This window comes from Mesorhizobium sp. Mes31, assembly GCF_024519675.1.
Taxonomy (GTDB): Bacteria; Pseudomonadota; Alphaproteobacteria; order Rhizobiales; family Rhizobiaceae; genus Mesorhizobium.
Genome location: NZ_JALJRL010000013.1, coordinates 73,574 through 98,930, shown reverse-complemented (window position 1 = coordinate 98,930; position 25,357 = coordinate 73,574). Strand labels below are relative to the sequence as shown.

Annotated in this window: 23 protein-coding genes and 2 pseudogenes; 10 read left to right on the top strand and 15 right to left on the bottom strand. The window is 60.1% G+C overall.

The features are described 5' to 3' along the window. The first annotated feature begins 741 nt into the window (after positions 1-741). The 4 genes from NR193_RS21995 to NR193_RS21980 all read left to right on the top strand — a co-directional run bounded on the left by NR193_RS21995 (position 742) and on the right by NR193_RS21980 (position 5,524). The gene (locus NR193_RS21995) at positions 742-1,410 is read left to right on the top strand and encodes a hypothetical protein (protein WP_256752857.1); all 669 of its coding nucleotides are present in this window, start codon (positions 742-744) and stop codon (positions 1,408-1,410) included. Between the two features lie 629 nt (positions 1,411-2,039). Further along, a complete protein-coding gene (locus NR193_RS21990; RefSeq protein WP_256752856.1) occupies positions 2,040-2,465 on the top strand; it encodes a hypothetical protein in 426 nt (141 codons plus the stop codon). Positions 2,466-2,667: 202 nt separating this feature from the next. Continuing rightward, positions 2,668-3,186, top strand: coding sequence for an SH3 domain-containing protein (locus NR193_RS21985; RefSeq protein WP_256752855.1), 519 nt, complete (start codon positions 2,668-2,670; stop codon positions 3,184-3,186). 556 nt (positions 3,187-3,742) lie between these two features. After that, on the top strand, positions 3,743-5,524 hold the full coding sequence (locus tag NR193_RS21980; RefSeq protein WP_256752854.1) for a chloride channel protein: 1,782 nt from the start codon (positions 3,743-3,745) through the stop codon (positions 5,522-5,524). Positions 5,525-5,635: 111 nt separating this feature from the next. On the opposite strand, the gene NR193_RS21975 is transcribed toward NR193_RS21980, so the two are convergent. The 6 genes and pseudogenes from NR193_RS21975 to NR193_RS21950 form a co-directional block, all read right to left on the bottom strand. After that, a complete protein-coding gene (locus tag NR193_RS21975) occupies positions 5,636-6,595 on the bottom strand; it encodes an ABC transporter permease (protein WP_256752853.1) in 960 nt (319 codons plus the stop codon). Next, positions 6,579-7,520, bottom strand: coding sequence for an ABC transporter ATP-binding protein (locus NR193_RS21970; RefSeq protein ID WP_256752852.1), 942 nt, complete (start codon positions 7,518-7,520; stop codon positions 6,579-6,581). The genes NR193_RS21975 and NR193_RS21970 overlap by 17 nt, the downstream gene beginning before the upstream one ends. Beyond that, the gene (locus tag NR193_RS21965) at positions 7,517-8,737 is read right to left on the bottom strand and encodes an NEW3 domain-containing protein (protein ID WP_256752851.1); all 1,221 of its coding nucleotides are present in this window, start codon (positions 8,735-8,737) and stop codon (positions 7,517-7,519) included. The genes NR193_RS21970 and NR193_RS21965 overlap by 4 nt, the downstream gene beginning before the upstream one ends. A gap of 923 nt (positions 8,738-9,660) precedes the next feature. Continuing rightward, positions 9,661-9,987 carry a hypothetical protein gene (locus NR193_RS21960; protein ID WP_256752850.1) on the bottom strand — a complete coding sequence of 109 codons (327 nt, stop codon included), beginning with the start codon at positions 9,985-9,987 and terminating at the stop codon, positions 9,661-9,663. Beyond that, positions 9,984-11,089: pseudogene (locus NR193_RS21955) on the bottom strand (IS5 family transposase). Before NR193_RS21955 ends, NR193_RS21960 begins: the two are co-directional and overlap by 4 nt. A gap of 103 nt (positions 11,090-11,192) precedes the next feature. Beyond that, on the bottom strand, positions 11,193-11,663 hold the full coding sequence (locus NR193_RS21950) for a cupin domain-containing protein (RefSeq protein ID WP_256752849.1): 471 nt from the start codon (positions 11,661-11,663) through the stop codon (positions 11,193-11,195). Positions 11,664-11,794: 131 nt separating this feature from the next. On the opposite strand from NR193_RS21950, the gene NR193_RS21945 reads away from it, so the two are divergent. After that, the gene (locus tag NR193_RS21945) at positions 11,795-13,339 is read left to right on the top strand and encodes a winged helix-turn-helix domain-containing protein (RefSeq protein ID WP_256752848.1); all 1,545 of its coding nucleotides are present in this window, start codon (positions 11,795-11,797) and stop codon (positions 13,337-13,339) included. A gap of 228 nt (positions 13,340-13,567) precedes the next feature. On the opposite strand, the gene NR193_RS21940 is transcribed toward NR193_RS21945, so the two are convergent. Further along, the gene (locus NR193_RS21940; protein ID WP_256752847.1) at positions 13,568-15,109 is read right to left on the bottom strand and encodes a Do family serine endopeptidase; all 1,542 of its coding nucleotides are present in this window, start codon (positions 15,107-15,109) and stop codon (positions 13,568-13,570) included. A gap of 751 nt (positions 15,110-15,860) precedes the next feature. Next, a complete protein-coding gene (locus NR193_RS21935) occupies positions 15,861-16,292 on the bottom strand; it encodes an ion channel (RefSeq protein WP_256752846.1) in 432 nt (143 codons plus the stop codon). 209 nt (positions 16,293-16,501) lie between these two features. Here NR193_RS21935 and NR193_RS21930 point away from each other — a divergent pair, with 209 nt between their 5' ends. Further along, positions 16,502-16,900, top strand: a complete 399-nt coding sequence (locus NR193_RS21930; protein ID WP_256752845.1) for a hypothetical protein — start codon at positions 16,502-16,504, stop codon at positions 16,898-16,900. A gap of 134 nt (positions 16,901-17,034) precedes the next feature. Here the strand turns inward: NR193_RS21930 and NR193_RS21925 are convergent, their stop codons facing one another. After that, on the bottom strand, positions 17,035-17,589 hold the full coding sequence (locus tag NR193_RS21925) for a Crp/Fnr family transcriptional regulator (RefSeq protein ID WP_256752844.1): 555 nt from the start codon (positions 17,587-17,589) through the stop codon (positions 17,035-17,037). 52 nt (positions 17,590-17,641) lie between these two features. On the opposite strand from NR193_RS21925, the gene NR193_RS21920 reads away from it, so the two are divergent. Continuing rightward, positions 17,642-18,259: a hypothetical protein gene (locus tag NR193_RS21920; RefSeq protein ID WP_256752843.1), complete on the top strand. Its 618-nt coding sequence runs from the start codon at positions 17,642-17,644 to the stop codon at positions 18,257-18,259. 10 nt (positions 18,260-18,269) lie between these two features. Here NR193_RS21920 and NR193_RS21915 read toward each other — a convergent pair whose 3' ends face one another. Further along, complete coding sequence (locus NR193_RS21915; protein ID WP_256752842.1) at positions 18,270-18,902, bottom strand: DsbA family protein; 633 nt, start codon at positions 18,900-18,902, stop codon at positions 18,270-18,272. After that, positions 18,895-19,443, bottom strand: coding sequence for a L,D-transpeptidase (locus tag NR193_RS21910; protein ID WP_256752841.1), 549 nt, complete (start codon positions 19,441-19,443; stop codon positions 18,895-18,897). Before NR193_RS21910 ends, NR193_RS21915 begins: the two co-directional genes overlap by 8 nt. Positions 19,444-19,699: 256 nt before the next feature. Between NR193_RS21910 and NR193_RS21905 the strand changes: the two genes are divergently transcribed. Next, positions 19,700-19,927 carry a hypothetical protein gene (locus tag NR193_RS21905; RefSeq protein ID WP_256752840.1) on the top strand — a complete coding sequence of 76 codons (228 nt, stop codon included), beginning with the start codon at positions 19,700-19,702 and terminating at the stop codon, positions 19,925-19,927. Positions 19,928-20,219: 292 nt separating this feature from the next. On the opposite strand, the gene NR193_RS21900 is transcribed toward NR193_RS21905, so the two are convergent. The 3 genes and pseudogenes from NR193_RS21900 to NR193_RS21890 form a co-directional block, all read right to left on the bottom strand. Further along, positions 20,220-20,567 (bottom strand): carboxymuconolactone decarboxylase family protein, encoded by a 348-nt coding sequence (locus tag NR193_RS21900; RefSeq protein ID WP_256752839.1) that lies wholly within the window; start codon positions 20,565-20,567, stop codon positions 20,220-20,222. Between the two features lie 34 nt (positions 20,568-20,601). Then, positions 20,602-20,988 (bottom strand): DUF302 domain-containing protein, encoded by a 387-nt coding sequence (locus tag NR193_RS21895; RefSeq protein WP_256752838.1) that lies wholly within the window; start codon positions 20,986-20,988, stop codon positions 20,602-20,604. An 18-nt stretch (positions 20,989-21,006) separates the two neighbouring features. Then, a pseudogene (locus NR193_RS21890) lies at positions 21,007-21,831 on the bottom strand (efflux RND transporter permease subunit); the annotation flags it as partial. A 667-nt stretch (positions 21,832-22,498) separates the two neighbouring features. Here NR193_RS21890 and NR193_RS21885 point away from each other — a divergent pair. Further along, complete coding sequence (locus tag NR193_RS21885; RefSeq protein WP_256752837.1) at positions 22,499-22,960, top strand: pyridoxamine 5'-phosphate oxidase family protein; 462 nt, start codon at positions 22,499-22,501, stop codon at positions 22,958-22,960. Positions 22,961-23,253: 293 nt separating this feature from the next. Here the strand turns inward: NR193_RS21885 and NR193_RS21880 are convergent, their stop codons facing one another. Continuing rightward, positions 23,254-23,556, bottom strand: coding sequence for a DUF982 domain-containing protein (locus NR193_RS21880; protein ID WP_256752836.1), 303 nt, complete (start codon positions 23,554-23,556; stop codon positions 23,254-23,256). Between the two features lie 338 nt (positions 23,557-23,894). Here NR193_RS21880 and NR193_RS21875 point away from each other — a divergent pair, with 338 nt between their 5' ends. After that, entirely contained in the window at positions 23,895-25,352 is a 1,458-nt protein-coding gene (locus tag NR193_RS21875) for an NCS1 family nucleobase:cation symporter-1 (protein WP_256752835.1), read from the top strand. Positions 25,353-25,357 lie beyond the last annotated feature (5 nt).

Genomic DNA, 25,357 nt, shown 5'->3' with positions numbered 1-25,357 from the left:
CAGCGCCGAGTTCGGCTTCGCGTGAGCGTCCATGGCGACACGAACGGGGCGGTAGACGCGGAGGCCCTGGATGCCGCTGAAAGGGGCTTCATTTGACTAACGAGGCTTCTGGTGATGAACGTCAACATTTGCGTCAGTGCTCGCGGTCGGGAGGAAGCGCGCTCTCATCTGGCCCAGCGGTTGTCCCCCTGTCCATAGCCGCTGGGCCGTTTCGCCTGTTTAAAGAACAATTGGATGACTGCGTTGCCTGCCGATAAAGTGTCCGGTGCCGACTATAGATGTCTGGAAGCACACACGAGGCGAACAACGATGCGAAAATTGGAAGACTTTGAGGAGGTTGCGCTCATCGGTTACCCTTACGACGGAGACTACATAGCTGCGGTGGATAGAAATGGGGATCGCGCTCGATTGCTCGGAGGGGAGTTGTGTGGACTCGATGGCGCGACGATCGCTCATCAAGCGACGGCTTTGCCAAAATATTATCCGCAGGCATCCCATCTCGTTATCGCCACGATAAGGGGGGATCGGCTTGTTGCAATTCGAGATTACTAGAACGCGAAAGACGGGAAGCAACCACGTCCACGTCCCGACAAGGCGGTCCGCTTGAGAAGCAGGCACGGCGCGTGCTGACGATAATTACGAATTTCCAATGCGCGAAATGAGGAACCGGCAACCAAATCTTGTCGGTTAGGACAAGGCCATGTTGGCCGATGCCATGGCGCTATAAGCAGGAAGGAAACGATGACCAACAAAGCAACTGGTCTGACCGTCGCATCTTTGGCACTTTCAATCACTTGGGCGCAGGCCGCCCCCACACTCCTATCTCAGCACGGCGCCTGGGGCGTCTATTCTTATCGCTCTGATACGAAAAGGTGCTATGTCTTGAGTGTCCCCGTTTCCAAACTGCCGGCAGATGTCGATCACGGCGAGAATTTTGTCATCGTCTCGCGGGCGTCGGACGATAAGCAGCCCGAAGCCATCATGGGGTATCGGCTGAAGCCAGGTTCGGACATCGATGTGGTGATTGCAGACCAGCGCTTCTCCATGTTTACCCAAGACAACAAGGCTTGGCTGCAGAACGCCGATCAGGATCGATCAATGGTTAGCGCCATGCGAGCCGCCAGCAAAATGAAGCTGTTCGCCACGTCCTGGAGAGGTACACGCACCCAGTATGCCTATTCACTAATCGGCCTTACCGCCGCCCTGAAGGCGAGCAAGACTTGCAAACAGAATGCTGGAAACAGAAAGCCTGCATTGGACCAAGCGATAAACGCTCGCGCCTCAATTCTGGGCGATAGACGACAATCTCAGCGGCTGACATGCGGCAGCGCCTGCAACAAGGGACCGCTGGCTGCGTTCTCAAATTGGAGGAGCGCCAGTTGGATGGTGAAACGGCACCTAAACACATGAGAGAGTTCGTCAACACCGCGATCATCATCGCATTGATAGCGATCGCCGTCGTCCTGCTTTTGTTGGCTCCAACAGGCTTTCAGTTCGGTCCGCCGGATCCGATTGTCAATTCGAGTGCCTCTTGACTAGAGCGAGGAGACGCCACCACCGTTGTGCAGGCGCCCTCGGTTGGAATTGCGATGTGAGGCAGTCCGGTCGCCGGTATTTTGGCCGTGCCAACTTGTTCTTCCAAAACCTAGCGAGATACCTAAATTCTCATGGCGCCGATTCTCTGAGCGCGGAGTTTGCCGAGAAAAATCCGATCTGGCTGGAATAGTTTCTGATCCATCTCGGTATATTGCGTATGGCGGTAAAGCTCGACGCCGCTCCTTTTTGGGAGGTTCCTCATGGCGGGGTGCCTACGCGCAATGACTCGGACGCTGGCGACTTGGTGCAAGGTACCTCTTGTCTACACCTTCGCCCTCAGGCGTGCCTCTGACACCTCCGGTCCATTGCTCCCTTGGCTGATTGCCGCTGAGCGGAATCGATTTGTAAAGAGTTTCGCTCGCACCGGGGCGGGGAAGCTTCGCCTTGGGAGCAACGTGGAGCTGTCAGCAAATCTGAACAAAGCGTAGCGGAAAGGAAGAAGAATGGAAGACAATCAAAGCGTGTCCCAACGCTGGGACAACTATCAGCCATCCAAGACACTCTGGTTCTGGTCGCTGGTCGGCGCCGCAGTATTGACCATGATCGTCGGCTTCACAGCCGGCGGCTGGACGACCGGCGGGACCGCATTGAAAATGGCCCAAACCTCCGCACGAGACGCGCGGGCCGAACTGGTTGCTAATCTGTGTGTCGAGAAGTTCGTCAGCGCAGCCGATGCGAGCCAGAATCTGGCCAAACTGAAGGAAACATCGTCCTACCAGCGCGACAGCTTCATTACTGATGGAGGCTGGATCAATCTTGCCGGCATAAAAAGGAAAGCGCCCGGTGCGGCAGACCTGTGCGCAGAGAAACTGGCCGCGATGGATGCGATCCCCGCGCGCAATGTCTCTCCTGCCCAGACCAGCGGCTGAGGAAAGGTCGATACTTCGTCCGCGACGACTGCGTTTGCAGGAGGGATGGTAGCGGCAGATCGAGGCAAGGTGAGTGCTGGCGCTGCCTGGATAAGCAGGGCCACTCGGCTTCATGGCGACAGGGGTCACGCCTGTCCAGAATTGGCGGTGGCGAAAATGTCTGAATTCAAGCAGGTTTCCACTCTTAAAGTGCGGTGAAGTCTTGTATCGTTTGTCTATCGTGGGCACGGTCATTCGGTCCGTTCTCGCCGCCGCTCTGCTGGCCGCCTCTGCAACGACGACGGGATTGCGAGCCGAGACCAGTGCCATTCCTCTACCTCGCTTCGTCTCGTTGAAGGCTTCGCCCGCCAACCTGCGCGTTGGACCTGGAGTCGGCTACAGCGTTGAATGGGTCTTCATGCGGCCGGGCATTCCACTTGAGATCTACCAGCAATCTGGCAACTGGCGCCGGGTCAGGGATTGGACCGGAACCAACGGATGGATCAATATGTCGCTTCTGTCAGTACGTAGAACCGCAGTCATCGCCCCTTGGAGCAAAGGCGACGTTGCACTGCGCAACAAGCCGACATTCGATGGCCCCGTCATTTGCTGGTTCGAGCCTGTCGTTGGAGTCAAACTGAAGCGATGCGATGGACAATGGTGCAGAGTAGCGCTGAAGTCGATGTCCGGTTTCGTAAAACAGACCGACTTGTGGGGGGCTTATCCCGGCGAAGTCCTGTGAGGCCGGAGAAAAATCGTTGACGGACATTCGAGCATGCTGGCCCCTGCTGACGCAGCCTTGGTACATTCTTTTGGCAGATCGCGCCGGCGCGCGTAGCGGCATCGAGGGTGGTCGGAATTTGACGTTGGACGGGAGCCAAGGTGCAAGGAACCTTTCCGGCGGTCCTGATTTTGGATCCGATGATCCGATCACATTCTAAGAGGATGGCTGGGTGCACGGGTTTACGAGGCAGGCAAAGAAGATGCCGCCATCGAACTGCTTCGATCCCAATGCGAATTGACCTGGTCGTGACCGACGTAAAGATGCCTAGGAAAGTTCAACGGCCTCAGATTGGCTGAATATGTCCGTCAGAACCGGCTTGGGATCAAGGTGGTCTGCTGGGCGGCTGGCTGACCATGGGCATGGTTTTGTCGCTGCCCATGGTGCTTTCGGCATCTAGGCGATGGCAGCGGCAAGACCTGTTGCCCAAGTCCTGCCCCATTCGCCGCTTTCCCTCGGAATGAGTAACGCGTATGACATTTGGGCGTTCTTCCAAGCTCGCCTGCCAGAAAGTTCTATGCTTTCAACACGCCAACCCCTCGTTCAAGCGCGCCGGCTAAGAGCGCTGATCATCGGATCTATACCGATGCTGGAGGCACGGGGCGTTGCGGTCGTGCTGCTTGCGTCTGTCGTTGGCGTGATATCCGGCATGCTCGTGCACGCCATGAGCTGGCTGGTTCAGATCATGCACGCATTGCTGTTCGGTTTGCAGCCCGAGGCGCGCCTCTCGGCGATGTTCTCGCTTGGGACACCCCTGCAGGCACTGGTGCCGGCCGTCGGCGGGGTCATCCTCGGCCTGACGATCATCTACCTCAAGAAATGGAAATTCCGCACACCGATCGATCCGATCGAGGCCAACGCCCTTTACGGTGGCCGCATGTCGCTCACCGACACGTTCGTCATTGCTGTTCAAACGATGATTTCCAGTGGGTTCGGCGCATCGGTTGGACTTGAGGCCGGTTATACGCAAATGGGTGCCGGTTTCGCCTCGCGGCTGGCGCGTCTGTTCAAATTGCGCCGTAACGACGTTCGTATCCTCGTCGGTTGTGGTGCGGCCGGCGCCATCGCCGCAGCATTCGACGCCCCGTTGACCGGCGCATTCTACGGATTCGAGCTGGTGATCGGCATTTATTCGGTCGCCAATGTCGCGTCCGTCATGACCGCCGCCGTATCAGCTTCATTGACCGCCGAGGTGTTCGGTGGCGTGCCATTTCCACTGGAACTCTCGGGCTTGCCGGCGCTGACGCCCAGCCAGTATTTGCCGTTCCTAATCCTTGGGCTATTGGGCGGTGGTGCCTCCATCGCCATCATGTATCTGGTGACGCTGATTGAACGTGCATTCGCGCGGTTGTCGATTGATGCCTCGATCCGACCCGTCATAGGCGGCGTCCTGGTCGGTCTCCTAGCGCTTCTGACGCCACAGATCCTTTCGAGTGGTCACGGTGCCTTGCATCGCGAATTTGCCATGAACTACGGCCTCGCCGCTGTGGCCAGTGTTTTCGTACTGAAGTTGGCGGCCTCCGCCATCTCGCTTGGGTCCGGATTTCGCGGCGGCCTGTTCTTCGCTTCCTTGTTCCTTGGCGCATTGCTGGGCAAGGTTTTTGCCGGCGCAATGGCATATGTTTCCCCAGCCACCGGCATCGACCCGGCGGTCGCATCCGTGGTTGGCATGACCTCGCTGGCCGTTGGCGTCGTTGGCGCGCCGCTGACGATGACCTTTCTTGCGTTGGAATCGACCCGTGACTTGACGCTGACCGGACTCGTGCTGGCGGCATCGATCGTCTCGGCTACCCTCGTGCGTGAGACCTTCGGATATTCCTTTTCGACCTGGCGCTTCCACCTGCGTGGTGAAACGATCCGCGGTGCACACGATGTCGGCTGGATGCGCAGCCTGACGGTCGGCTCGATGATGCGAAAGGACGTCCGAATGATGGACGCCTCCACCACGCTTGCCGCGTTTCGTGAGCAGGTGCCGCTTGGTTCTGCTCAACGCGTGATCGCGATCGATGCCGACAAGCGTTACTGCGGCATGCTGCTAGTGGCCGAGCTCCATAGTGATCAGGATGACGACGAGACGCCAGTTCTCGCGTTGGCCAAATTCAAGGATACGGTGCTGGTTGAGTCCATGAATGTGCAGGCTGCCGCCGAGTCTTTTCAGAGAGCGGGAGCAGAAGAATTGGCGGTGGTAACCAGCTTCGCCGACTGCACCGTGGTGGGCTTGCTGACCGAAGGCTATGCTTTGCGCAGATATGCCGAGGAACTCGACAAAGCCCGCCGAGACTTGGCTGGTGACTCTTAGGGTCCTTCTTCGGTCAAACTGGCCCGCCGATCTGGTTCTCCATCAGCGCAGTTCGAGCGATTGGACTAAGCGGCAAGCTGTCCATTCCAGCTCAATGCAAGGCAGCCGCCCCTACGCCCTTATCTCCTGCCGCTGGAACGAAACGTAGGCGATGGTGAACAACACCAGAAGTGCCGCGATCATGCCGGCGAGCTGCGGCCAAATCAGGGCCACGCTCAGGGAGAAGGGCAAGGGCGCTCCCATCAGGGCCCCGCTCAACTGGTTGGTAAACAGCAGGCCGAGAGAGCGGGTTGCCGGATTGAGCAGGGCAAGGGTGGCCTCACCATAGAGCGTGTTGGGCGAGATGCGGGCGATGGCCTGCTGGATGTCGATCTGATGAACCGCAGTCATCGGATCGAGGGGGTCGATCGGCGCGATGGCGCCGGCGACCAGAGGGGCCAGCATCGGCCAGAACACGGTGAACAGCAGCCACGCGGTGAGCGCGCACAGCGCCGACGTCGCGGGCGATTTGACGATTGTCGAGAAGGCCATCGCTACCGCCAGCCAGACGCCGGCATAGACGAAGGATGCGAACAGGAAGGCAAGGCCGCGGGCAATCTCCTCCCCGCTGGGTGGCAGTCCGAGCAAGAGTATGCCAAGGCCGGTGACCAGCAGCCACAGAGCCAGCAGGCAGATGGCGATGACCAACAGCCCGCCCAGGAACTTGCCGGTGAGAAGCGCGTCCCGGTAGATCGGCTGCGACAGGATGCGCGATAACGTGCGGCGACTGTATTCGCCGTTAATGGCGTCGAAGCCCAGCGCGATCGCCACCAAAGGCACGAGGAAGCCGAGGAAGGAGACGAAGGACGGCAGTGGCTGCTGCGCTGTAGTGAACAGGCGCAGGAACAGGAACTGGTCTTCGCTAACGGTGGCCTTGATCTGGCCGATGGCGGCATAGACCGAGCCGATTGCCGTAAGCAGCACCAGAAGCATCACCAGATGGATGCGGATGCTGTTCATGTGATCGGCAGCTTCCTTGAGCGCGATTGTCGACAGGCCGGCAAACGGCGACCCTTCACGCTGCGACGTCATGGTTCTCTCCTTCGAAAAAGCGGACATAGACCTCGTCGAGCGTGGGCTGACGGATGGTCATGGAATGAAGCGCGCCGCCCGCGCTGACGATGCGCCGGGCGATGTCAGCCCTGACGTCCGCGTCGGCATCGACACGCCAGCGTCCCTTCTGCAGCGGGGTCAGGCCAAAAACATGCGGAGCGCCCGCAAGCACTTTTGACAGATCGGCGTTTTCAGCCTCGACTTCGACCATATGCGTTCCGCCGAGAATCTCCGAGGTGAGGTCTGCGACCCGGCCGATAAGGCCAATGCGTCCCCTCCGGAAAAGTGCGACCCGGCCGCAAATTGTCTGCATCATCGCAAGCAGGTGCGAGGAAAGCACGATCGTCACGCCGTCGGCCGCCAGCTCGCGTATCAGATCCAGCAGCTCTTGAGTTGACTGCGGGTCTAGGCCCGATGTCGGCTCATCCAGGATGGCAATCTCGACCTGTTTGACGAGCACTTCGGCAAGTCCCAGGCGCTGGCGCATGCCGCGCGAGAAGGTTGCGACGCGGCGGTCGGCGACATCCGCCAGTCGTACTCGCTCCATCGCGCCGACGATGCGTTTGTTCGCCTCGCTGGCAACGAGGCCCGCGAGCCTCGCCGTGTAGGCGAGATTTTCGTAGGCCGTCAGGTGATCGTAGAAACCGATCTGATCCGGCAGATAGCCAACCCGCTGCTTCACCGACAGCGGCTGGCGCAGCGGGTCGAGTCCGAGAACGCGAATCGAACCGGCAGTGGGCTCGGTGAGGCCGAGCAGCAGCAGGATGGTGGTGGTCTTCCCCGAACCGTTCGGGCCGAGCAGTCCGAAGACCTCGCCTTTCTCGACGGTGAGATCGATGCCGTCAACCGCCGGAAATCGACCGTAGCGCTTGATCAGACCGCGCGCCTCAATGACCGGGCTCATCGCCGTCCATACCGCGTAACGGCGAAGGCAAGCATCAACGCGGAAGCGCCGATGACACCGAGGCCGGTAACCCCCCACAGCGTGGATGTGCGCACTGTCACCCGGAAATTGGCGCTGTCAGATGCGCCGTCGCCGTTCGCACGCACCGATACCATATAGTCGCCGGCGATCGCCTGCGTGGAAGGCGTCATCGATACGCCGACATTGGATGTCGCGCCGGGCGCGATCTCATCGACTTTTTCGGGATTGAAGGCCACTTTCCAGCCGGAGGGAGGGCTCGCCGACAACTTCAGATCGCGCGCAGGCGCGGAGCCGCTGTTCGACAGCGTGAAGGTGAAGGTGCGCTCCTGGCCCGCCGTGGCATCGCCGGAGAGCCTACCCTCGGGGCCGGAAAGCGCAACGGCCGGCCTGCCCGTGATATCGAGCAGCAGTTTGGTGTCGGCGCTGACATTGTCGCCGCTGGCGGCGACGGCGACGGGATACTGACCAGCCTCGGCATTGTCCGGCGGCTGGACGCTGACGGAGAGCGTTTTCGATTCCCCGGCCTTCAACGGCAGGCTGGTCAGTTCCTGCGACCCGTAGCCCTGCTTGAAGGTGACCTGGAAGCCGGATGGCGCCTTCGAGAGTAGGTTGACGGTCGAATCCACCTGGCCTTCGTTCTTGATGTCGACCTGGAAGTCGAAGGCAGACTTGGCGGTGCCGCGCAATGCAGGAAGCTTGGGTTCCAGCGTCAGCTTCGCCGGCTCGGTCTTGGCAAGCGTCATTTCCATCGGCAATTTCAGCGCTTCGCTGCCTGCCTTGCCCGACACGGCAAAGTTCAGAACCTTGCCGACATTACCTGCCTTCGGCGTCAATTTCAGTGTAAGGCCGACCGTGCCGTCCGATCCCGCGATTGCCGCTGTGACTGGTTTGCCGCCGCCGTCGATCTCCCACTTCCATCCGTCAGGCAGCCCGTCGACACCGAGTTCGACGCGTTGCGGCGGCAGTCCGCGATTGGCAAGGCTTAAAGGCACACTCACATCCTTGCCGGCCTCAGCGGAGAATTCCGGATAGGGCGTCGTCAGCCACAAACCGGTCGGTGCCTGGCTCGCCGCGCCGGCGGCTGCGGTCTGAGCATGCGCGTCCGGCGCGCTAGCGACGAGGCCGACCGCAATAAGGGCTGTGGCGAGGCTTGTCGTTGGGTTTGAAAAGGGCGCACGAATGCCTGCAGGAATCATGTATGCCTCCCGCTAGAGGTTAGAATTAATCGTTGCTTTGCAAAGCCTTGGCGGCGTTTTGCACGCCGGAATGAATTACCCGTTTTGTGGCACGAGTTGGGCAATTCTGACCCAGGAGGCCTATGATCACGAAGTTGTTCCCTCGGGCAATAATCCGTGATCTATCCAATGCGAAATGTCCATCGGGCGTTTCTTACTTTAGTCAATCGAGATATATCCGCCCTCGTCTATTCGTGCGGTGACGGTGAGTGGCCGGCAACGGTGCTATATGCGCATTGCTTTCCATGGCCCGGAACGGGTGCAACGGAATGGGGGCAATCGACGAGCACTGCGCGTTAGAAGAATGGACACCCGGCCTGGTCTCTCACAACCTGGCCCGTTGGACCTTATCTTGCCATAATCGGACCTTGCGATTGAGCAAGCAGCAGCAATGGACTCACGAAATTGAGGAGCACCGCATTTCCTGTCGCCCTGACCCTCGTCGCTATGACGGCGCAGGCGTGGGCGGACGCGGCTTGTGTGGCCCCTGTGGGGCGGTTTCAGCCCGGGCAGTATGCCTGCTTGGGGGTCGGCGAAGCAAGCCACCTGGCCCGGTGTGAGGTGAGCCTCAACATCTTGTCCTGGAACGAGGTCCTTGATCATTGCCCCGGCGGCCCGGCGCCAAGGTCCGCGCCGGCTACATCCGTCTGCAGGGCCAACGATCAGTTCTTCCCGTCCGGCGGCTTCGCCTGTCTGATCGTGGCAGGTAGCACGCATTTGGCGCGCTGTGACACCGTACTCAATAGCCCATCATGGACCACAGTGCAGGAAGGTTGCCCCGGCGCGCCGCAACCTGACGTCATCCCCGATCGCCAGGCCCAGCCGTGGCTCAAGCTTCCGCTGGCAGGTCCTCGCCGCCTGATTGAACGCTTGCGCGACGCGCTCTAGCAGGCTGTTGAAGAAGTGCACTTACGAGCGACGAAGTCAGCTTCGTCGCCGCCATGGAAGCAGATTTGTCCGTTGATGGAGCCGTCTGGTTGGATTTCAGCCCAGCCATTGCCCTGGGCCTCGTCCATTTCGTCATTGCCTTGCCAGGAGAAGGCGACATTGTTGCCGTCGCCCGCGCCGATGATCTGCCCGGTGACGCAGCCGAAGGCGAATTCCCCGGAGCCATCCGCCGCGAACTCAATGTAGGCGGGCTCCATCATGTCGCGATAGTCCTCGACATAGTCAGGCATCGCGACGATCCGCCAGCGACCGGTGAGGCTCATGCCGGCACTGCCAGCAACTTGGGCAAGCGGACCAGATTGTAAGCCGCCAGGTTCAAGGTGAAGGCCGCGCCCACACGGGCGCATCCTCGCAGCTTGACCTTGGCCATGCCGGCCGAGGCCTTGATCCAACCGAACACCTCCTCGATCCGCTTGCGGCAGCGCTGGCTGACATCATAGCCCGGATGGCGCTTCGTGCGGTCATCGATCGCCGTCACGCGAGGCTTGCCGGTTTTGCTCAGATGGCCGTCGATGGCGATGTGCGGCGTGATCTTGCGTTCGCGCAGATCCCTGTTGAAAGCGCGCACGTCATAGGCCTTGTCGGCACCCAGCGTGATGCGCCGCCGCGATGGCCGGCGCTCCACCATGGCAAGCGCCGCCTCCCGCTCGGCCGTACCTGTCGCATGGGTAATGCCGCCGTCAACCGCCAACCCATGACGGTTCTCCATCAGCGCATGCCCCATGTAGCAGAGCTTCGCCGGTTGACCGTCGCCCCTCTTGTAGAGCCGCGCCTGCGGGTCGCTCGTGCTCTGGTGTGTATCGTTGGAGCGCTTCTCCTTGTGGAAGCCGCGCTCGGCGTTACGACCCGCTCCATCCGGATCGTTGTCGCCCCCGTCCTTGCGGCGGAAGCTCTTGATCGAAGCCCAGGCTTCGATCAGCGTCCCGTCCACCGAGAAGTGATCCGACGACAAAAGCCGCTTCACCCTTGGCTGCGCAAGCACCGCGCGCAGAAACTTGGCCGCGATCTCACCTTCCAACAGCCGATCCCGGTTCTTGGTGAAGCTCGAATGATCCCAGGCCGGATCATCAACACCAAGACCCACGAACCAGCGAAACAGGAGATCGTACTCCATCCGCTCCATCAACTGACGCTCCGAGCGAATGCCGTAGAAGGCCTGCAACAGCATCGCACGCAGCAACCGTTCCGGCGCGATCGACGGGCGGCCGAGCCCGGGCGGATAAAGCACCGCAAAATCGCCGTCCATCCCCACGAGAGCCGCGTTCACGATCTCCCGTATCACCCGCAGCGGATGGTCTCGTCGAACCCGCGCCTCAAGATCGACATACGAAAAAGCGAACCTGTCCGTTCGTCTAAGCCGCGCATCAACAAATCCCCAATCGTCCGGGGAACAGTGAATCACGCTCCAAACAACCGCGCCAGCTCTTCTTCAACAGCCTGCTAGACCTCGCCGATCCAGTTCTCGTCTTTAGCTTTCAGAAATGGCCTGCAGCGCCGAGATTTGCTCGGTATCGTAGCGCAGGCGAAGGTCTCCAATCGCCTTCGGGTCCGGTGGCCCAGATCGCGAGACCATCTCGGCAAGCTCCTCGAAATAATGCTCGTGCCCAGGGGGCGAGACGGTCATGATCACCCGCGCCTTCCTGTCGCTCGTATTGGCGATGTTATGCGGCACGCCCGGTGGGATGAACACGAACGTGCCGGGGACGGCATGGACGGTTTCATCGCCGACCTGCCATTCGCACTCACCTTCGACGACATAGAAGGTTTCCTCCTGCACACGGTGGACATGGCGGCCGGTGGAGAACCGTGCGGGTATCGTCCAGTCGAACATGCTCGTGTGCTTGGTATGCTTTCCGGTCACGAGGAAAGCCATCGGCTGGCCGGCGAGCGTTACGCCCGTAAAGTCATTTGGCTGTCGGATCACTGCATGTGCGCGCATGGTACGACTCCTTTGCTTGCTGCAAGCTCCCTCATCGAGGAGCTCGCTAGAGTGCATTATGCAACCTCGACATGTCGTGAAGGGCCTGCGAAAATGTTGCGAAACGTTTCCGAATGACAGTTGTTCGGTCCATGTCCGCGATCTACGAATTCGGCCCGTGCCACCTCGACACCAGCCTCGGGATCTTGATGCGTGGATCAGAGCCCGCTGGAATCGGACATCGTGCGGCCGCCTTGCTCCAGTTGCTGCTTGATCGGGCCACGCAACCGGTTCCCAAGGAGGTGCTGTTCCAGACCGCCTGGCCGGGCCTCGCAGTCGAGGATAGCAACCTGACGGTCCAAATCGCCGCCATCCGCAAAGTCCTGAAAGAAGTGGGTGGCGCAGGGTGGATCGAGACGTTGCCACGTCGGGGCTACAGGTACATCGGCCCACCGGTCGTAATCCGCCACCCTGACGTTGGCGCCACAGAGGCTCCATCTCTGAAGCTGCCGGTCAAACCTTCCGTCGTCGTGCTTCCCTTTGCCAACCTGGGTGATGAGCCCGAGCAAGCCTATTTTACTGACGGCATGGTCGACGACATCATTACCGGCTTGTCGCGCGTCAAATGGGTCTTCGTCATCGGGCGCGGCACGACCTTTTCCTACAAAGGACGCATGGTTGCACCGCGACAGGTAGGCAAGGAACTCGGCGTGCGATACGTGCTGGAAGGGAGCGTGCGCAAGATCGCCGATCACTTGCGCATCAACTGTCAGCTTGTCGACGCAACGAGCGCCGCTCAGGTCTGGTCGGAGCGCTACGATCGTAAGCTCGATGATGTATTCGCATTGCAGGACGAGATAGCCTCCTCGGTCGTTGCCGCAATGGAGCCGGGGCTTCAGCGTGCGGAGATCGAACGCATCAGGCGCAAGCGGCCGGATAGCCTCGACGCCTACGAGCTTGTCCTCAAGGCGCAACCTGATGTCGACTCGGGGATGCCGGAGCAGGTCACTCGAGCGCTCGCAAGCCTCGAGCGGTCGCTAATTCTGCTCCCGACTTACGCTCTGGCACACGCGAACGCCGCCATGTGTCATCATTGCCTCTTCCTGCGGGTCGGCCTTAGGGAAGAAAATCGGACGGCCTCGCTACGCCATGCCGATGCAGCCATGACATTTGGCCAGGATGATGCTCGAGCTCTGACCCTGGCCGGCTTTTCCATCGGCATGGACGGCCACGACCGCGCTGGCGCATTCGCCGCCTTCGACGCAGCGCTGGCGTTGAGCCCTTCCTGTGCGCTCACCTACATTCTCGGCAGTGTTGTTGCTGGCTGGGCCGGCGATGAGGAATGTGCGATCGATTGGAGCGAGCGAGGCATCCGCCTCAGCCCATTCGATCCGTGGGCCTTCGCAGCCTACGACGCGCAGGCGCTTGGCTATTTTCGTCGTGGTCGCTACGAGGACGCGGCCAGTGCAGCCCATAAATCTATCCGGGCCAATCCCGCCCACAGCATCACCTACGTGCAATTGGCTGCGGCGCTTGCCAAGCTTGGGCGCCTGGCTGAGGCGAGGACGACTGCGGCGCGGGTTCTCGAATTGCAACCCACATTCCGCTACAGTCTCCAGTTGTCTGGCGTCAACTGTGAGTCTGTTTTGGCGGCCTCCATGGCGGAGGCACTCAGCAATGCCGGGCTGCCGGACTAGACCGCACGCCGCTTACCAACGTTGCGCAATCGCCCCCGTCAATCATCTGGACGGAAAACCTGTGCGGCAGCGGACGACGCGATGTCCGCTGCCGCCGGGAGAGAGCACGATGACTGACTAAAGCGCGCTCCTCCATGCTTTCCCGTGCGGCGGCTCGGGGGTGTTTGAAACTGCCGTAGTGGAAAGTCGAACAGTTTGCGAAACTGAACTCCAGTTCCGGAGACCGCTTCAGCCCTTGGCAACTGGCAGCGCGACGAAGCGGTTTCTATCGTCGCGTGTGATCTGCATGAGAACCGCCTTGCGCCCGGACTTGGCGGCATCGGCCATGGCCTTGGAGACGTCGCTGGTGGTGTTCACATCGGTCGAATTGACAGCGACGATGATATCGCCTGGCTGGATCCCACGATCGGCCGCGTCGCTGTCGGGGTCGACATCAGTCACCACCAGCCCCTTGCCGTTTTCCGACTTGGTTACGGTGAGGCCGAGATTGGCCAGCGTGTCGGAACTGGCCGGAGCGGCGGGCTGCTGCTGGTCGGCAGATGCCTGCTTGTCGCTCGCGGGCAGTTTGCCAAGATCGACCTTGAGCGTCTCGCTCTTGCCATCGCGCCATACGGTAACTTCGACCGGCTTACCGGGCGTGTAAGCGCCAATCAGCCGGGCGAGTTCCTTCGGCGAAGCTACGTCCTTGCCGTCGACCTGGGTGATCACGTCGCCGGCAGTGATGCCAGCCTTCTTGCCGGGACCGTCATCCTGGGCACTCGATACCAGTGCGCCGTTGTTCGACTTGAGGCCGAGCGATTCGGCGATATCCGATGTGACCGGTTGGATTTCGACGCCAAGCCAGCCACGCTGGACGGTGCCGTTCTTCATCAGATCCTGAACCACAAGCTTTGCGGTCGAGGCGGGGATATCGAAGGCGATGCCGACGCTGCCGCCGGACGGCGAGAAGATCGCAGTGTTGATGCCGACAACCTGACCGTTGAGGTTGAAGGTCGGGCCGCCCGAATTGCCGCGGTTGACCGAGGCGTCGATCTGGAGGAAATCGTCATACGGGCCGGCGCCGATGTCACGACCACGCGCCGAGACGATGCCGGCGGTGACTGTACCACCGAGACCGAACGGGTTGCCGACGGCAACCACCCAGTCGCCGACGCGAACCTTGGAATCGTCGGCGAAGTCGACATAGGTGAACTTGCCACCGCCTTCGACCTTGAGCACGGCGAGATCGGTGCGCGGATCTGCGCCAACCAGCTTGGCATCGAGTTCCTTGCCATCGCTGGTCACGACGGTGAATGCCGTGCCTTCCGAAACGACGTGGTTGTTGGTGACGAGATAGCCGTCCTCGGAAATGAAGAAGCCGGATCCTTGCGCCACCGGGCGAGGCTGGTCGTTGTGGTGGCCGCGGTTGCCGAACCGGCGATGTCCGCTGTCATTCTGGTCGCCAAAGCCACGGAATTCTTTGAAGAACCGGCGCAGCTGCGGATTGTTCGGGAGATTATCGAACCCATCGGAATTCTGGTCGGAGCCATCGTCCGCCGCCGGGCTGATCTTGGCCTTGACCTTGACGCTGACAACGGCGGGCGAAACGCGCTCGACGATATCGGCGAAGCCAGCAACCTGCGGCGCCTCGACACGCACGGCATCGGCCAGAACGGGTCCTGTTCCGCTCGTCAGCGCGCCGATGCCGATCGCACCGGCAATGGCGATGGACGCGGCGGCTGCCATGAGACGCTTGCGAGTGACGGGATATGAATCGGGGGCAGTATTCATGGTCTTGTCCTCTTTTAGGGACGCTCTTGGATGGGCATCCCGAAGGCGAAGAAAACTAGAGAGGCGTACATTACAGCGTCATTTCCGGCGCATGAAACTTTGGTAATATCGGGAGGGCTGCCCGCTCCAGGTACCGCTTCAAGCCGCCGTCCAATGCCGTCAGCTTTGACGCTGAAAGACCAGGCTTTGCGCTGGTATGAACTCTATGGAACATTTGAAACCTGGCTGGTGAGGCCTAGAAATTCCCTGTCCCAGAGTTCTCAAATTTGCGCGAGCTTTTGGCGTACGATCGCCGGCCGAACGAAACATGCTCAATGATGCCGACGCCTGGAGGCTACCGTGAGGGTTTTGATAGCTTGCGCTGCAGCCTTGTTTGCCATGCCGGGCATAGCGTGTGCTGACGATGTGGCCAACGCCACGTATCTCTGCGCAATCATCAATGCGACCGGCCTTACAAATACCCAATGCGAAATGTCAGCAGCCACCTCATCGGTGACAAGCACCATGGAGGTCACCGTTCCAGAAGCAAACAAATTGTGTGGAAAGTTGGTCGACCTTATGGCCCACGAGGGGCGCCCATTCTCAACAGGTTGGGTTCTCAACTTCCGATCACCTTACAGTGAAAAGAACAGAATTGCTTTCTGCGTCCTTCCGACAAAGGCGGCCCCACAACGGAGACCCAGCTCACATTCAGATGAAGACGGCAATCACGCTGCTCTTCCTCAATCTGATCTGAAATGAGCTTCGGAGCCTATTTGCCTTTCCCGCGCCAATCCTCCACGAGCGAAAAAAGAAACGAGCCTGACCAGGTCAAAAGGAGCAGGCCGTTCAGTGGTGTGATGGACGTGATGAGCCGCATTTCGCCAATGGGTATCACGTTGTTGTAGCCGAGTGAGGCGTAGGCCTCGGCGGCATAGTAAAAATAGTCCATGCTTGACGGGAAGGCCTTTCCGCCGAAATCACCCAGGGAAAGTGTCTGGTCCGCAAGGTGAAATATGGCGGCATAGATACCAATCTCGAGAAGATGAAGCCCAATCAGGCCGCAGATTACGAACAGCAGCGCGGGATAAGCCCCAGTCGACTTGCGTGCCAATTTGTCGAGGCGCTGGATTGCTTCGAAGTGCAAAGACGAGGACCCAATGACCGCGGCGAACGTCAATGTGATGGCGATTAGCATGTTCATGGAATTATCTCGCTAGCGACGCTTCGATCATCTGGCACGGCCTTGGCGAAGGCATGATCGCGTGCAAATAGACCTTAAAAAGGCGAGAAGCTTGGCCTCGCTGGCGCGCGATTAGAACGATCGCTGTACCCTGAAATTGTCGCAAAGATGATGGAGACCTGAGGCGGCCCAGTAGGCCATGTGGCTTGGCATTCCGGAGAATAGGCTTGATGAAACAGCTAATCTTCGCGTTCGCAATTGCTTTTCAGTCCACTGCCGCAGTGGCGCTACCCTGTGAAGGAAGCAGGCTGGCGGTTACCGCCCCGAGTTGGTCGGTGACAAGCCCGGCGCCCGGCTCGTACCGGATCACGGTCGACTTGCAAGGCCAAGCCGAACCGATGAAGAGCGCTATAGGCAGAATTTATTTCATCGACAGAAGAGGCGGCGTAATCTCCTCCACCAAGATCGACAGGCATTTGCAAATCAATCCCGGCAGTTGGACAAAGCAAACGACCAAATCGAACAATGCTCGATGGGGCCAGTTGGTTGGGATGAACCACTCTGATGTTTCGGTGAGCACCTGCGTCCATTCCGCGAGCTTTGAAGACGGAACGAACCAGGCGTTTTGACCGCCTCCCAGATGTGCGCATTCATGGGCTTGGCTCGGTCGCTGGCAGCGGTCACTTACCTCTATTTCGGCATTGATACCGAGGCGAAGGACCTTGTGCGATTATGTTGGCTTTATTGCTCACAGATGGCGCCTCTAAATCGTGTCACGCCTTCGGCGCCAGGCGATTTCGCGATAAAGCGCCTCGGGACTGATGCCAACTTCACGGGCCAACGTTGACCAGTATCCCCTGGCGGGAAGGCTCCCATGCCAGGACACCCACGCATCGAGCCGGGCCGCGACTGTCTTGAGGGACAAGATCTCCGACTGCAGTCGCGCCTGCTGGACCTCGTGTGCGAGATGGCGCGCCCACGCGATCGCCAGCTCTGTGTCTTCCTCGATCCGGGTGAGCAGGCCGGCGCGCGGAATGGCCCAGGTCACGGCAGCAACCTCCGTTCGGGCCGCGCAATGGTAAGAGGCTGAATACAACGAGGCTTCGGCCAGGATGGAATTTGGACCCGCACGTTGAAGGATCAGGGCCGTCCCATTGTTCTGATGCCTGACCAGATGAACGACGCCCGAACGCACGACGTGAATGAACCGGACGGGATCACCCAGATGAAACACCGGTGCTCCCGCCGCGAACTCGATCTCGCGGCCTTCTAGACGGTCGAGCAAGGCAATTAGCGGGGGCGACATGATTTCTATCATGTAGCGTCGCTCGAGGCTATGGCAAGCATGCCTGGTCAACGGAGCAATTGCCATGATACGCGCCCTCGCAGTCGCCGCCTGCCTGGTTTCTTCCGCAGCCTGTGCCCAGCAAGCCCAGTCAGGCGGAATGGACCATAAGATGCATATGCAGATGATGAGCGGGCAAGCCACAGGTGCCGAGGTTCCGACGGAGCCCGGCCAAGGTGCGTTCGCGGCGATCCAGGAGATCGTGGCGATCCTTGAGGCTGATCCCGACACGGATTGGTCCAAAGTGGACATCGACGCCCTGCGCGCGCATCTCGTCGACATGAACGCGGTTACTTTGGCCGCCGATGTGGGGAGCGAGCCAGTCGCGGGCGGAACCCGATTCCTGGTCACAGGTTCGGGAGCGGTTCAGGATTCAGTGCGTCGGATGGTGAAGGCCCATGCGGCGACGATGAACGGGGTAGACGGGTGGCGTTTCGACGCTTCCGATATCGACGGCGGCGCATCGCTGACCGTGTGGCCGCCGGCGAAGGATGCGGCCAAATTGCGCGGCCTCGGGTTCTTCGGGCTCATGGCTCAGGGGATGCACCATCAGCACCACCACAATGATCGCGCGAGGCGACGACCCTCATCGCTGACGCAGGAACCGAACAATTCTTGGCATAATGGTGAGCGCCTGCTGTGAGGCCGCAAGATTATTTCAGGGCATCCTTCCGGCGAGCCTCCGCCACTGCCTCCTGGAGTTGCGCGAAGTCGAGGCCGCCTGGAATGAGGAACGGCCCGACTATCCATGCCGGAGTCCCCTGCAGGCCGATGGTTTCCGCCTGCTGGTTGTTGCGCGCCAGTAACCGGTGGATTTCAACGCTGTGTGCGGCCGCGTCGGCGTCCAGACGCACCAGATCAAGGCCGGCTGCCTTGAGTGCAGCTCTGACTTCATCGGTCGAGGTATATCGGCGGGGCGCCGTCATCAACGCGTCGTGGGCCACTTCGTATTTGCCTTGCCATCTGGAAGCGAGGGCCTGTTCGGCGGCGTACTCGGAAACCGGTCCGAAAATCGGCCATTCCTTGTAGAGCACCCGGACGCGGCGATCGGTAGCCAGCAGCTGCTTGAGAGCGGGATGGCTCTTGCGGCAGTAGGGGCAGTTGTAGTCCATGAACTCGGCGATCGTCACATCGGCGTTTTTGGCGCCCAGGAAGGGCATATCAGGATCGTTCATGACCTGGTCAGGGGTCAGGGGAGCGTCGCCCGGACCCTGTTGTGCCATAAGCTGCACAGGGGCAGCTGTCACGCAGAGCAATACAACAAGCCAGCTTGCAAGCTTACGCATTGGCTGATCCTTCAGCCTGAAGAACGTGGATCGAAGCCCCTAACGGGACACGTTCGTAGAGGTCGATGACGTCCTGGAACAGGAGACGCACGCAGCCGCTGGATACGGCGTGGCCAATCGAACGCGCGTCCATGTTGCCGTGGAGCCGATAAAGCGTGTCCTTGCCATCCTCAAAAATATAAAGCGCCCGCGCACCCAGGGGATTGTCCAAGCCCGGTGACATGCCATGCCGGTACTGCACGAGATAAAGGAACCGCTTGGGAGTATCGACGACGATCGTTCCCGGCCTCTCCCCAGTTGGATCTCGGACAACCTGACGGTAGTATTCTGGGTCGATGAGGTCGATGCGTGCGGCTGGCACGGGAAACTGCTCATCAGGAATCGCAGCGTACATGGTTGCAAAGTCGGGCCTGGGAGCTGGCCGCGTATCGGCAGCAAAAGCCAGTGGGGGGGTCGTCGTGCAGCCTGCCGCGGCAGCAGCGGCCAGCCCGGTGGCGCCCAACAGAAACTGTCTGCGCCCCATCAAGAAGTGGGTTTTCATGGTTCAACCTTTCGAACAGCCTCGAGGGTGCTCGTAATTTTCATTGGAAGGAGATTCGGCGCGCCACCAATGGCGGCAGGCACCCTGGCATCAGACCGCGAAAACTGGTCTCGGCGGCCTTAGAGGCGCTTTTGCCGGGGTCTTCTCTATCGGTACCGGCCTAAAATACGGACGCGTCATTGCTAACGCTGACGGCAATTGGATCTGTGGCTCGCCGGGCAAGCCAAGTTGCGGGAAACACGGAACAGACGCGGTCTTGACGGTGTTGAAGCACGGTTTGAATGACGATCGCTCAACCGTGTCTGAAGGATCCCCGGCGCTGAGCACAACCTGTCCTACCGGCGCATTGAACGAAGATGCCAAGGCAACGGCTGGCCAAATGCCAGCTGCGGTCGAGACGACCAAAAAAACCATCGCCAGCAATGTGATCCGGACACGCATCGCGAACATTATACAGGAAGAACCGATCTGGTTACCGCACTGACGCAATTGTGATCTCGCCCCTCACCCGACCAGCGGCAGTTTCTCGAAGGAATGAAAGGGAGCGGCGAGCTTGGGTCCATTCAAGAGTTGTGGCCCCTCGCCCCCAGCAATTGGGGCGGCGACTCCCTTGCGGCGAACGCCGTGTAAAAAGATGACCCCGAGCCCCCAAAGGAACGCTGCCGCTCCCAGGAATGGAGGTGATCGAGGTCAGGACGTGTAACCCGCAAAGCCATCAGGGTATTTAGGCGTTTACTGAAATCTCGGCTGCCACAACCAAACCAAAACCACCCTCTTCAACCAGACTTGCCGAATTGGTCGAACGCTTCGATTGCGTGGCCCGCGTACATGACTGACGGCCCTGCGCCCATGTAGATCGCCATACCAAGGGTCTCAAGGACCTCTTCGCGGCTTGCGCCTCTGTCGAAGGCAGCCTTGGCGTGAAAGCCGATACAGTCATCGCAGCGCATCGCGACACTGATGGCAAGGGCGATCAACTCCTTGGTCTTGACGTCCAGTGCATCGTCCTTCAGCGCTGCCTGTGCGATGGCAGAGAATCCCTTCATCACCTCGGGCGTCCCGCCACGCAGTTCGCGCAACCCGTCCGACAACTCGTTGGTGAACGTCTTCCAGTCCAGGTTCATTTCAAAAATCCCCAGCCATTTCAATCTGTTGAACTCAAAGGCTTTCGATCACGCCCCGGAGCATGGTGCGCACCTGCTCGGCCGGGCCGTGCAACGCCGTGTTCTCGATCGCAGCCATCGAGGCAACCGGGTCGATCGCCGCGACTTCCACCTGCCCTTCGCCCAGTTCCTGAACGATGACGTTACAAGGCAGCATGGTACCGACCTTGTCCTCGATCGACAGCGCCTCAAGCGCCATTTTGGGATTGCAGGCTCCAAGAATACGATAGTTGCGGTAGTCGATCCCCAGCTTCTTCTTGAACGTCTCCTTGACGTCGATCTCGGTAATGATGCCGAACCCCGCAGCCTTCAGAACGGCTGTGGTGTGTTCGACCGCCGCATCGAAGCTGGAGTCCAACGTCTTGGAAAAATAGTAGCTCATGGTCTTGTCCTTGCTGGTTCAGGATGGAGCTGAGGTTGGTTCGTCGGTCGCTGTGATCTCGGCAGGCGCGTCGCTGTAGTTGCCCGGCTTCGAGCCGCCTCGAAGAGCCACGTAAATGGCGGGAATGACGAGCACGGTCAGCAGCGTCGACGACGCGAGGCCAAACAGCAGCGAAATCGCCAACCCCTGGAAAATCGGGTCGGTCAGGATGACCGCCGCCCCGATCATCGCTGCGATCGCGGTGAGCTGGATCGGCTTGAAGCGGATGGCCCCGGCCTCGAGCAGCACGTCGACCAGCGGCCTGTCGGTGCCCTTGGAATGGCGAATGAAATCCACCAGCAGGATCGAGTTGCGCACGATGATACCGGCGAGCGCGATGAAGCCGATCATCGAGGTGGCCGAGAACGGCGCGCCGAAGGCCCAATGGCCAAGCATGATACCGATCAGGGTCAACGGGATCGGCGTCAGGATAACCAGCGGCAGCCTGAACGAACCGAACTGCGCGACAACGAGAATATAGATGCCCAGGATAGCCACTATGAAGGCCGCGCCCATGTCGCGGAAGGTGACCCACGTCACCTCCCACTCCCCGTCCCACAGAAGTGTCGGCTTGGAGTCATCGTCCGGCTGCCCGTGCAATGCGATCGTCGGTTTCGGGAGGTTGCCCCAATTGGCTTTGGCGATGGCATCGTCTACGGCGAGCATACCGTAAACCGGCGCCTCGAACGCGCCCGCGAGCTCCCCCATCACCATCTCGGCGGGCCGGCCATTGTGGCGGAAGATCGGGTAGGATGCCGGCTCACGCGTCATCCGCACGACGTCGCCGAGTTCCACCACATCGCGCGCGCTGATGGCGCGCCGCGTTCCTTCATCGGACCGCGCGACGGTTCCCGGCTCGATGGGATAGTCTGCTCCATCGGTCGTCAGCGGTATGCCGGGCAGCACCAGGCCGAGCATCAAGACACCCAAGAGCGCGCGAATTTCGATTGGAGGCGCAAGGCAGAAAGTTCGAAAACGCCCAGGGACTCCAGACAAACTGGAGGCAATGGCGGACAATCGGGTTCACGGATGCCCCGGCGAAAATCCGCATTGAAGCGTTCAATATCGTCGGCACACGAGCGTCCCGAAAAGGGCTGTAGGCGGCTACGTCGTGGGAACGAAAAAAGAAGAGAAGCAGAATTTTGTTGTGCTAGTTTTGCACACAACATCTCGTAACTATCTGATTATATTTATGTATCTTCCTCATCCATCATGGGTGCAATCGCTAGTTGCATATCTGACATGTGCATTCATTACCTTTTGGAGCACCGGCCGTCCAATAAAAATTGCCATAGCAGCCATCTGCGATGGCCCCTCGCGCGGTCCCGGTCTGGCTGCACCTCCGGGTTGCTGTATCCCGAAGCGCAGCCGAAGCCCTGCTGACCAGCAGTTTGACCTAAATCATTGCGAATGCGACCGCCAAGGTAGAAACAATAATTTGGATGGTTGTGAAAAGTAGGAGATCACCTCAATGCTGATCCGCACACTGTCTGCATTGGAATGCACGAAATTGCTGGCGTCCAATCGTGTCGGCCACTTGGCATGCGCCAGGGACGGACAGCCCTACGTCGTGTGCTTCAACTACGCCTACGCTGACTATCACCTCTATGGGTTCTCCTTGCCGGGGAAGAAGATCGACTGGATGCGGACCAATCCCCTGGTATCTGTCCAGATCGACGAACACGGCCAGGGGCGCGGATGGAGAAGCGTGGTTGTCGACGGCCGCTTTGAAGAACTGCCTGACCGGGTCGGCCACAAGCTTCAGCGCGATCACGCGTGGTCAGTGTTGAGCAAGCATGCTGACTGGTGGGAGCCTGGCGCCCTCAAGCCTGTCATGCCTCCCGTGTCGGATAGCATACCGCACGTTTTCTTCCGGATCCTCATCGAGCAGGTGTCTGGCCGGGAAGCGAGCGACCGGGACGCAAGTGAGTAGGCTTGTTTCCACCGTTTGATGCATGCGCCGCACCGCAAGTGACGGATCCGGCGGTGGATCGCGCCGGTGCGATCGTTTTCAGTCTTTGAATTGCAAGCGCGCCGCTGATCGGCTGCATCAGTTCGACGTGAGGATGGCCTTGTGCTCCTCGGCGCGTGGCCAGCGGCAAGGGGGCGATAGAATCGCGCGAAGGTCCTGCTCCGGGCCCATATGCCGTGCGTTCTCGCCGGAGGCGCAGAACAAACCCTGCCGCAGCCAAGGGCGCAGCCTTTGAGCTCAACAGAATCCGGTGCCTACCGCCTCAACGCGTAGATGTTTTCCATATGTTCGCCACCGATGGGCAGCGCCATGTCGTCGTCCAGCAGGCGGGTGATGCGGGCAAATCCGGTAAAAGCCTTCCTCGCCTCCTCGGCCGACATCTTGCCGGACAGCGCAGCGGAGCAGCAATTCAAGGCGCATTGGTAAACCGGTCCGCGCCGCCCTGTTGGCCACTTACGCAGGAACACCATCGCTTCGGCAACACTGTCGACTTCCTGAACTGGGTATCCCACCCCGGACGCAAGGCGCACGGGTGTGAAGAAATGCAAGCGGTCCATATGTTTCCTCCCGGTTCGATCGCCCTCCGCTCGATCGAACCCCATTAAACTCCCGGATGGGCATTTGGTTCCAGAAAAAAGAAGGTTCCGCATAAAAAAGATTGGCGGCAAGAAACGGGCAGCCTTCGGCCCTGGTTTCTCGCAACAAAATCGGCGGAATTCGAATCGCATTTGCAGGCATGCCGGCAGCAGCTTACCCCTGCTGATAAGCGCGGTTCTCATTGAATATCTTTAAGGCCAAAGCCGGCAAATGGGTTGGTTGCCGGTTCCCCGGCGTCAGGCTTAACCTGCGCGGCCGATGCGCGGAAGCGCGTGGCCATCAAGGGGAGGACATCGCAGTGACCATACAAGGCGCATCGCCTGACCTGTACAACGAGGATCTCGCTCCGGCGACGATCCGCAACTGGGGACCATTCTCGATCTTCAACGTCTGGACATCGGACGTCCACAGCCTCTGGGGCTACTATCTCGCCGCCAGCCTGTTCCTGTTCTGCGGCGGCTTCGTCAACTTCATCATCGCCATCGGCATCGGTTCACTGATCATCTATGCGCTGATGAACATGGTCGGCTATGCCGGCGTGAAGACCGGCGTGCCCTACCCCGTGCTTGCCCGCGCCTCTTTCGGCATCTGGGGCGCCAACATACCGGCACTGGTGCGTGCCATAGTCGCCTGCTTCTGGTACGGCGCACAGACAGCCGCCGCCTCCGGCGCCATCGTTGCGCTGCTGATACGCTCGCAATGGTTTGCCGACTTCAACGCCAGCACGCATTTCCTCGGCCATTCCGGTCTGGAGGTCATCTGCTTCGTCGTTATCTGGGCACTGCAGCTGCTCATCATCCAGCGCGGCATGGAAACGGTGCGCCGTTTCCAGGACTGGGCGGGTCCGGCGGTCTGGGTGATGATGCTGATCCTGGCGGTCTATCTCTGCGTCAAGTCCGGAACCTTCGCCTTCACCAGCGATATCCCGATGGACGTGCTGAAGGAGAAGACCAGGGACGCCGGTGTGCCGGGCGAACCTGGCTCGTGGACCGCGCTCTTCGCGGTGGCGGCGATCTGGGTCACCTACTTCTCGGCGCTCTATCTCAACTTCTGCGATTTCGCCCGCTACGCACCCGACCAGGCATCGCTGCGCAAGGGCAACATCTGGGGCCTGCCGGTCAACCTCATCCTGTTCTCGCTGGTTGCCGGCGTCACCACCATTGCCGCCTATGACGTCTACCACGAGGTGCTGCTGCACCCCGACCAGATCTCGGCCAAATTCGACAGCTGGTTCCTGGCAGCGCTGGCCGCCCTGACCTTCGCGGTTGCGACCCTCGGCATCAATGTTGTCGCCAACTTCGTCTCGCCGGCCTTCGACTTCTCCAACGTCTTTCCGCGTCAGATCGACTTCAAGAAGGGTGGCTACATCGCGGCACTGATCGCGCTTGTGCTCTATCCCTTCGCGCCGTGGGAAGGCAGTGCGGCCTCCTTCGTCAACGTCATCGGCGCGACGATGGGACCGATCTTCGGCGTGATGATGGTCGACTACTATCTGATCCGAAAGGGCGAGGTCGACGTCGAGGCGCTTTATCGCGAGGACGGTGAGTTCCGTTTCCAGGGCGGCTGGCACGTCAATGCCTTCATCGCCGCTGGCATCGGCGCCATCTTCTCGTCGATCCTGCCCAACTTCACCAACTGGCTGCCGTCCTGGTGGGGCGTCTATGGCTGGTTCTTCGGCGTCGCGATCGCTGGCACCATCTACTACGTGCTGCGCACCGCCGCCGTGGGCGCCGGCGCCAGGACGGCAAAAGCCTGACAGGC

Excerpts from the sequence above, each read along its gene's own strand:
- NR193_RS21915 (WP_256752842.1), bottom strand. The coding sequence starts at position 18,902 with ATGCGTAAGCTTGCAAGCTGGCTTGTTGTATTGCTCTGCGTGACAGCT.
- NR193_RS21975 (WP_256752853.1), bottom strand. The coding sequence starts at position 6,595 with ATGACGTCGCAGCGTGAAGGGTCGCCGTTTGCCGGCCTGTCGACAATC.
- NR193_RS21900 (WP_256752839.1), bottom strand. The coding sequence starts at position 20,567 with ATGAACCTGGACTGGAAGACGTTCACCAACGAGTTGTCGGACGGGTTG.
- NR193_RS21980 (WP_256752854.1), top strand. The coding sequence starts at position 3,743 with ATGCTTTCAACACGCCAACCCCTCGTTCAAGCGCGCCGGCTAAGAGCG.
- NR193_RS21925 (WP_256752844.1), bottom strand. The coding sequence starts at position 17,589 with ATGATAGAAATCATGTCGCCCCCGCTAATTGCCTTGCTCGACCGTCTA.
- NR193_RS21995 (WP_256752857.1), top strand. The coding sequence starts at position 742 with ATGACCAACAAAGCAACTGGTCTGACCGTCGCATCTTTGGCACTTTCA.
- NR193_RS21930 (WP_256752845.1), top strand. The coding sequence starts at position 16,502 with ATGAAACAGCTAATCTTCGCGTTCGCAATTGCTTTTCAGTCCACTGCC.
- NR193_RS21950 (WP_256752849.1), bottom strand. The coding sequence starts at position 11,663 with ATGCGCGCACATGCAGTGATCCGACAGCCAAATGACTTTACGGGCGTA.
- NR193_RS21920 (WP_256752843.1), top strand. The coding sequence starts at position 17,642 with ATGATACGCGCCCTCGCAGTCGCCGCCTGCCTGGTTTCTTCCGCAGCC.
- NR193_RS21965 (WP_256752851.1), bottom strand. The coding sequence starts at position 8,737 with ATGATTCCTGCAGGCATTCGTGCGCCCTTTTCAAACCCAACGACAAGC.
- NR193_RS21910 (WP_256752841.1), bottom strand. The coding sequence starts at position 19,443 with ATGAAAACCCACTTCTTGATGGGGCGCAGACAGTTTCTGTTGGGCGCC.
- NR193_RS21990 (WP_256752856.1), top strand. The coding sequence starts at position 2,040 with ATGGAAGACAATCAAAGCGTGTCCCAACGCTGGGACAACTATCAGCCA.
- NR193_RS21935 (WP_256752846.1), bottom strand. The coding sequence starts at position 16,292 with ATGAACATGCTAATCGCCATCACATTGACGTTCGCCGCGGTCATTGGG.
- NR193_RS21885 (WP_256752837.1), top strand. The coding sequence starts at position 22,499 with ATGCTGATCCGCACACTGTCTGCATTGGAATGCACGAAATTGCTGGCG.
- NR193_RS21940 (WP_256752847.1), bottom strand. The coding sequence starts at position 15,109 with ATGAATACTGCCCCCGATTCATATCCCGTCACTCGCAAGCGTCTCATG.
- NR193_RS21880 (WP_256752836.1), bottom strand. The coding sequence starts at position 23,556 with ATGGACCGCTTGCATTTCTTCACACCCGTGCGCCTTGCGTCCGGGGTG.
- NR193_RS21895 (WP_256752838.1), bottom strand. The coding sequence starts at position 20,988 with ATGAGCTACTATTTTTCCAAGACGTTGGACTCCAGCTTCGATGCGGCG.
- NR193_RS21960 (WP_256752850.1), bottom strand. The coding sequence starts at position 9,987 with ATGAGCCTCACCGGTCGCTGGCGGATCGTCGCGATGCCTGACTATGTC.
- NR193_RS21945 (WP_256752848.1), top strand. The coding sequence starts at position 11,795 with ATGTCCGCGATCTACGAATTCGGCCCGTGCCACCTCGACACCAGCCTC.
- NR193_RS21970 (WP_256752852.1), bottom strand. The coding sequence starts at position 7,520 with ATGAGCCCGGTCATTGAGGCGCGCGGTCTGATCAAGCGCTACGGTCGA.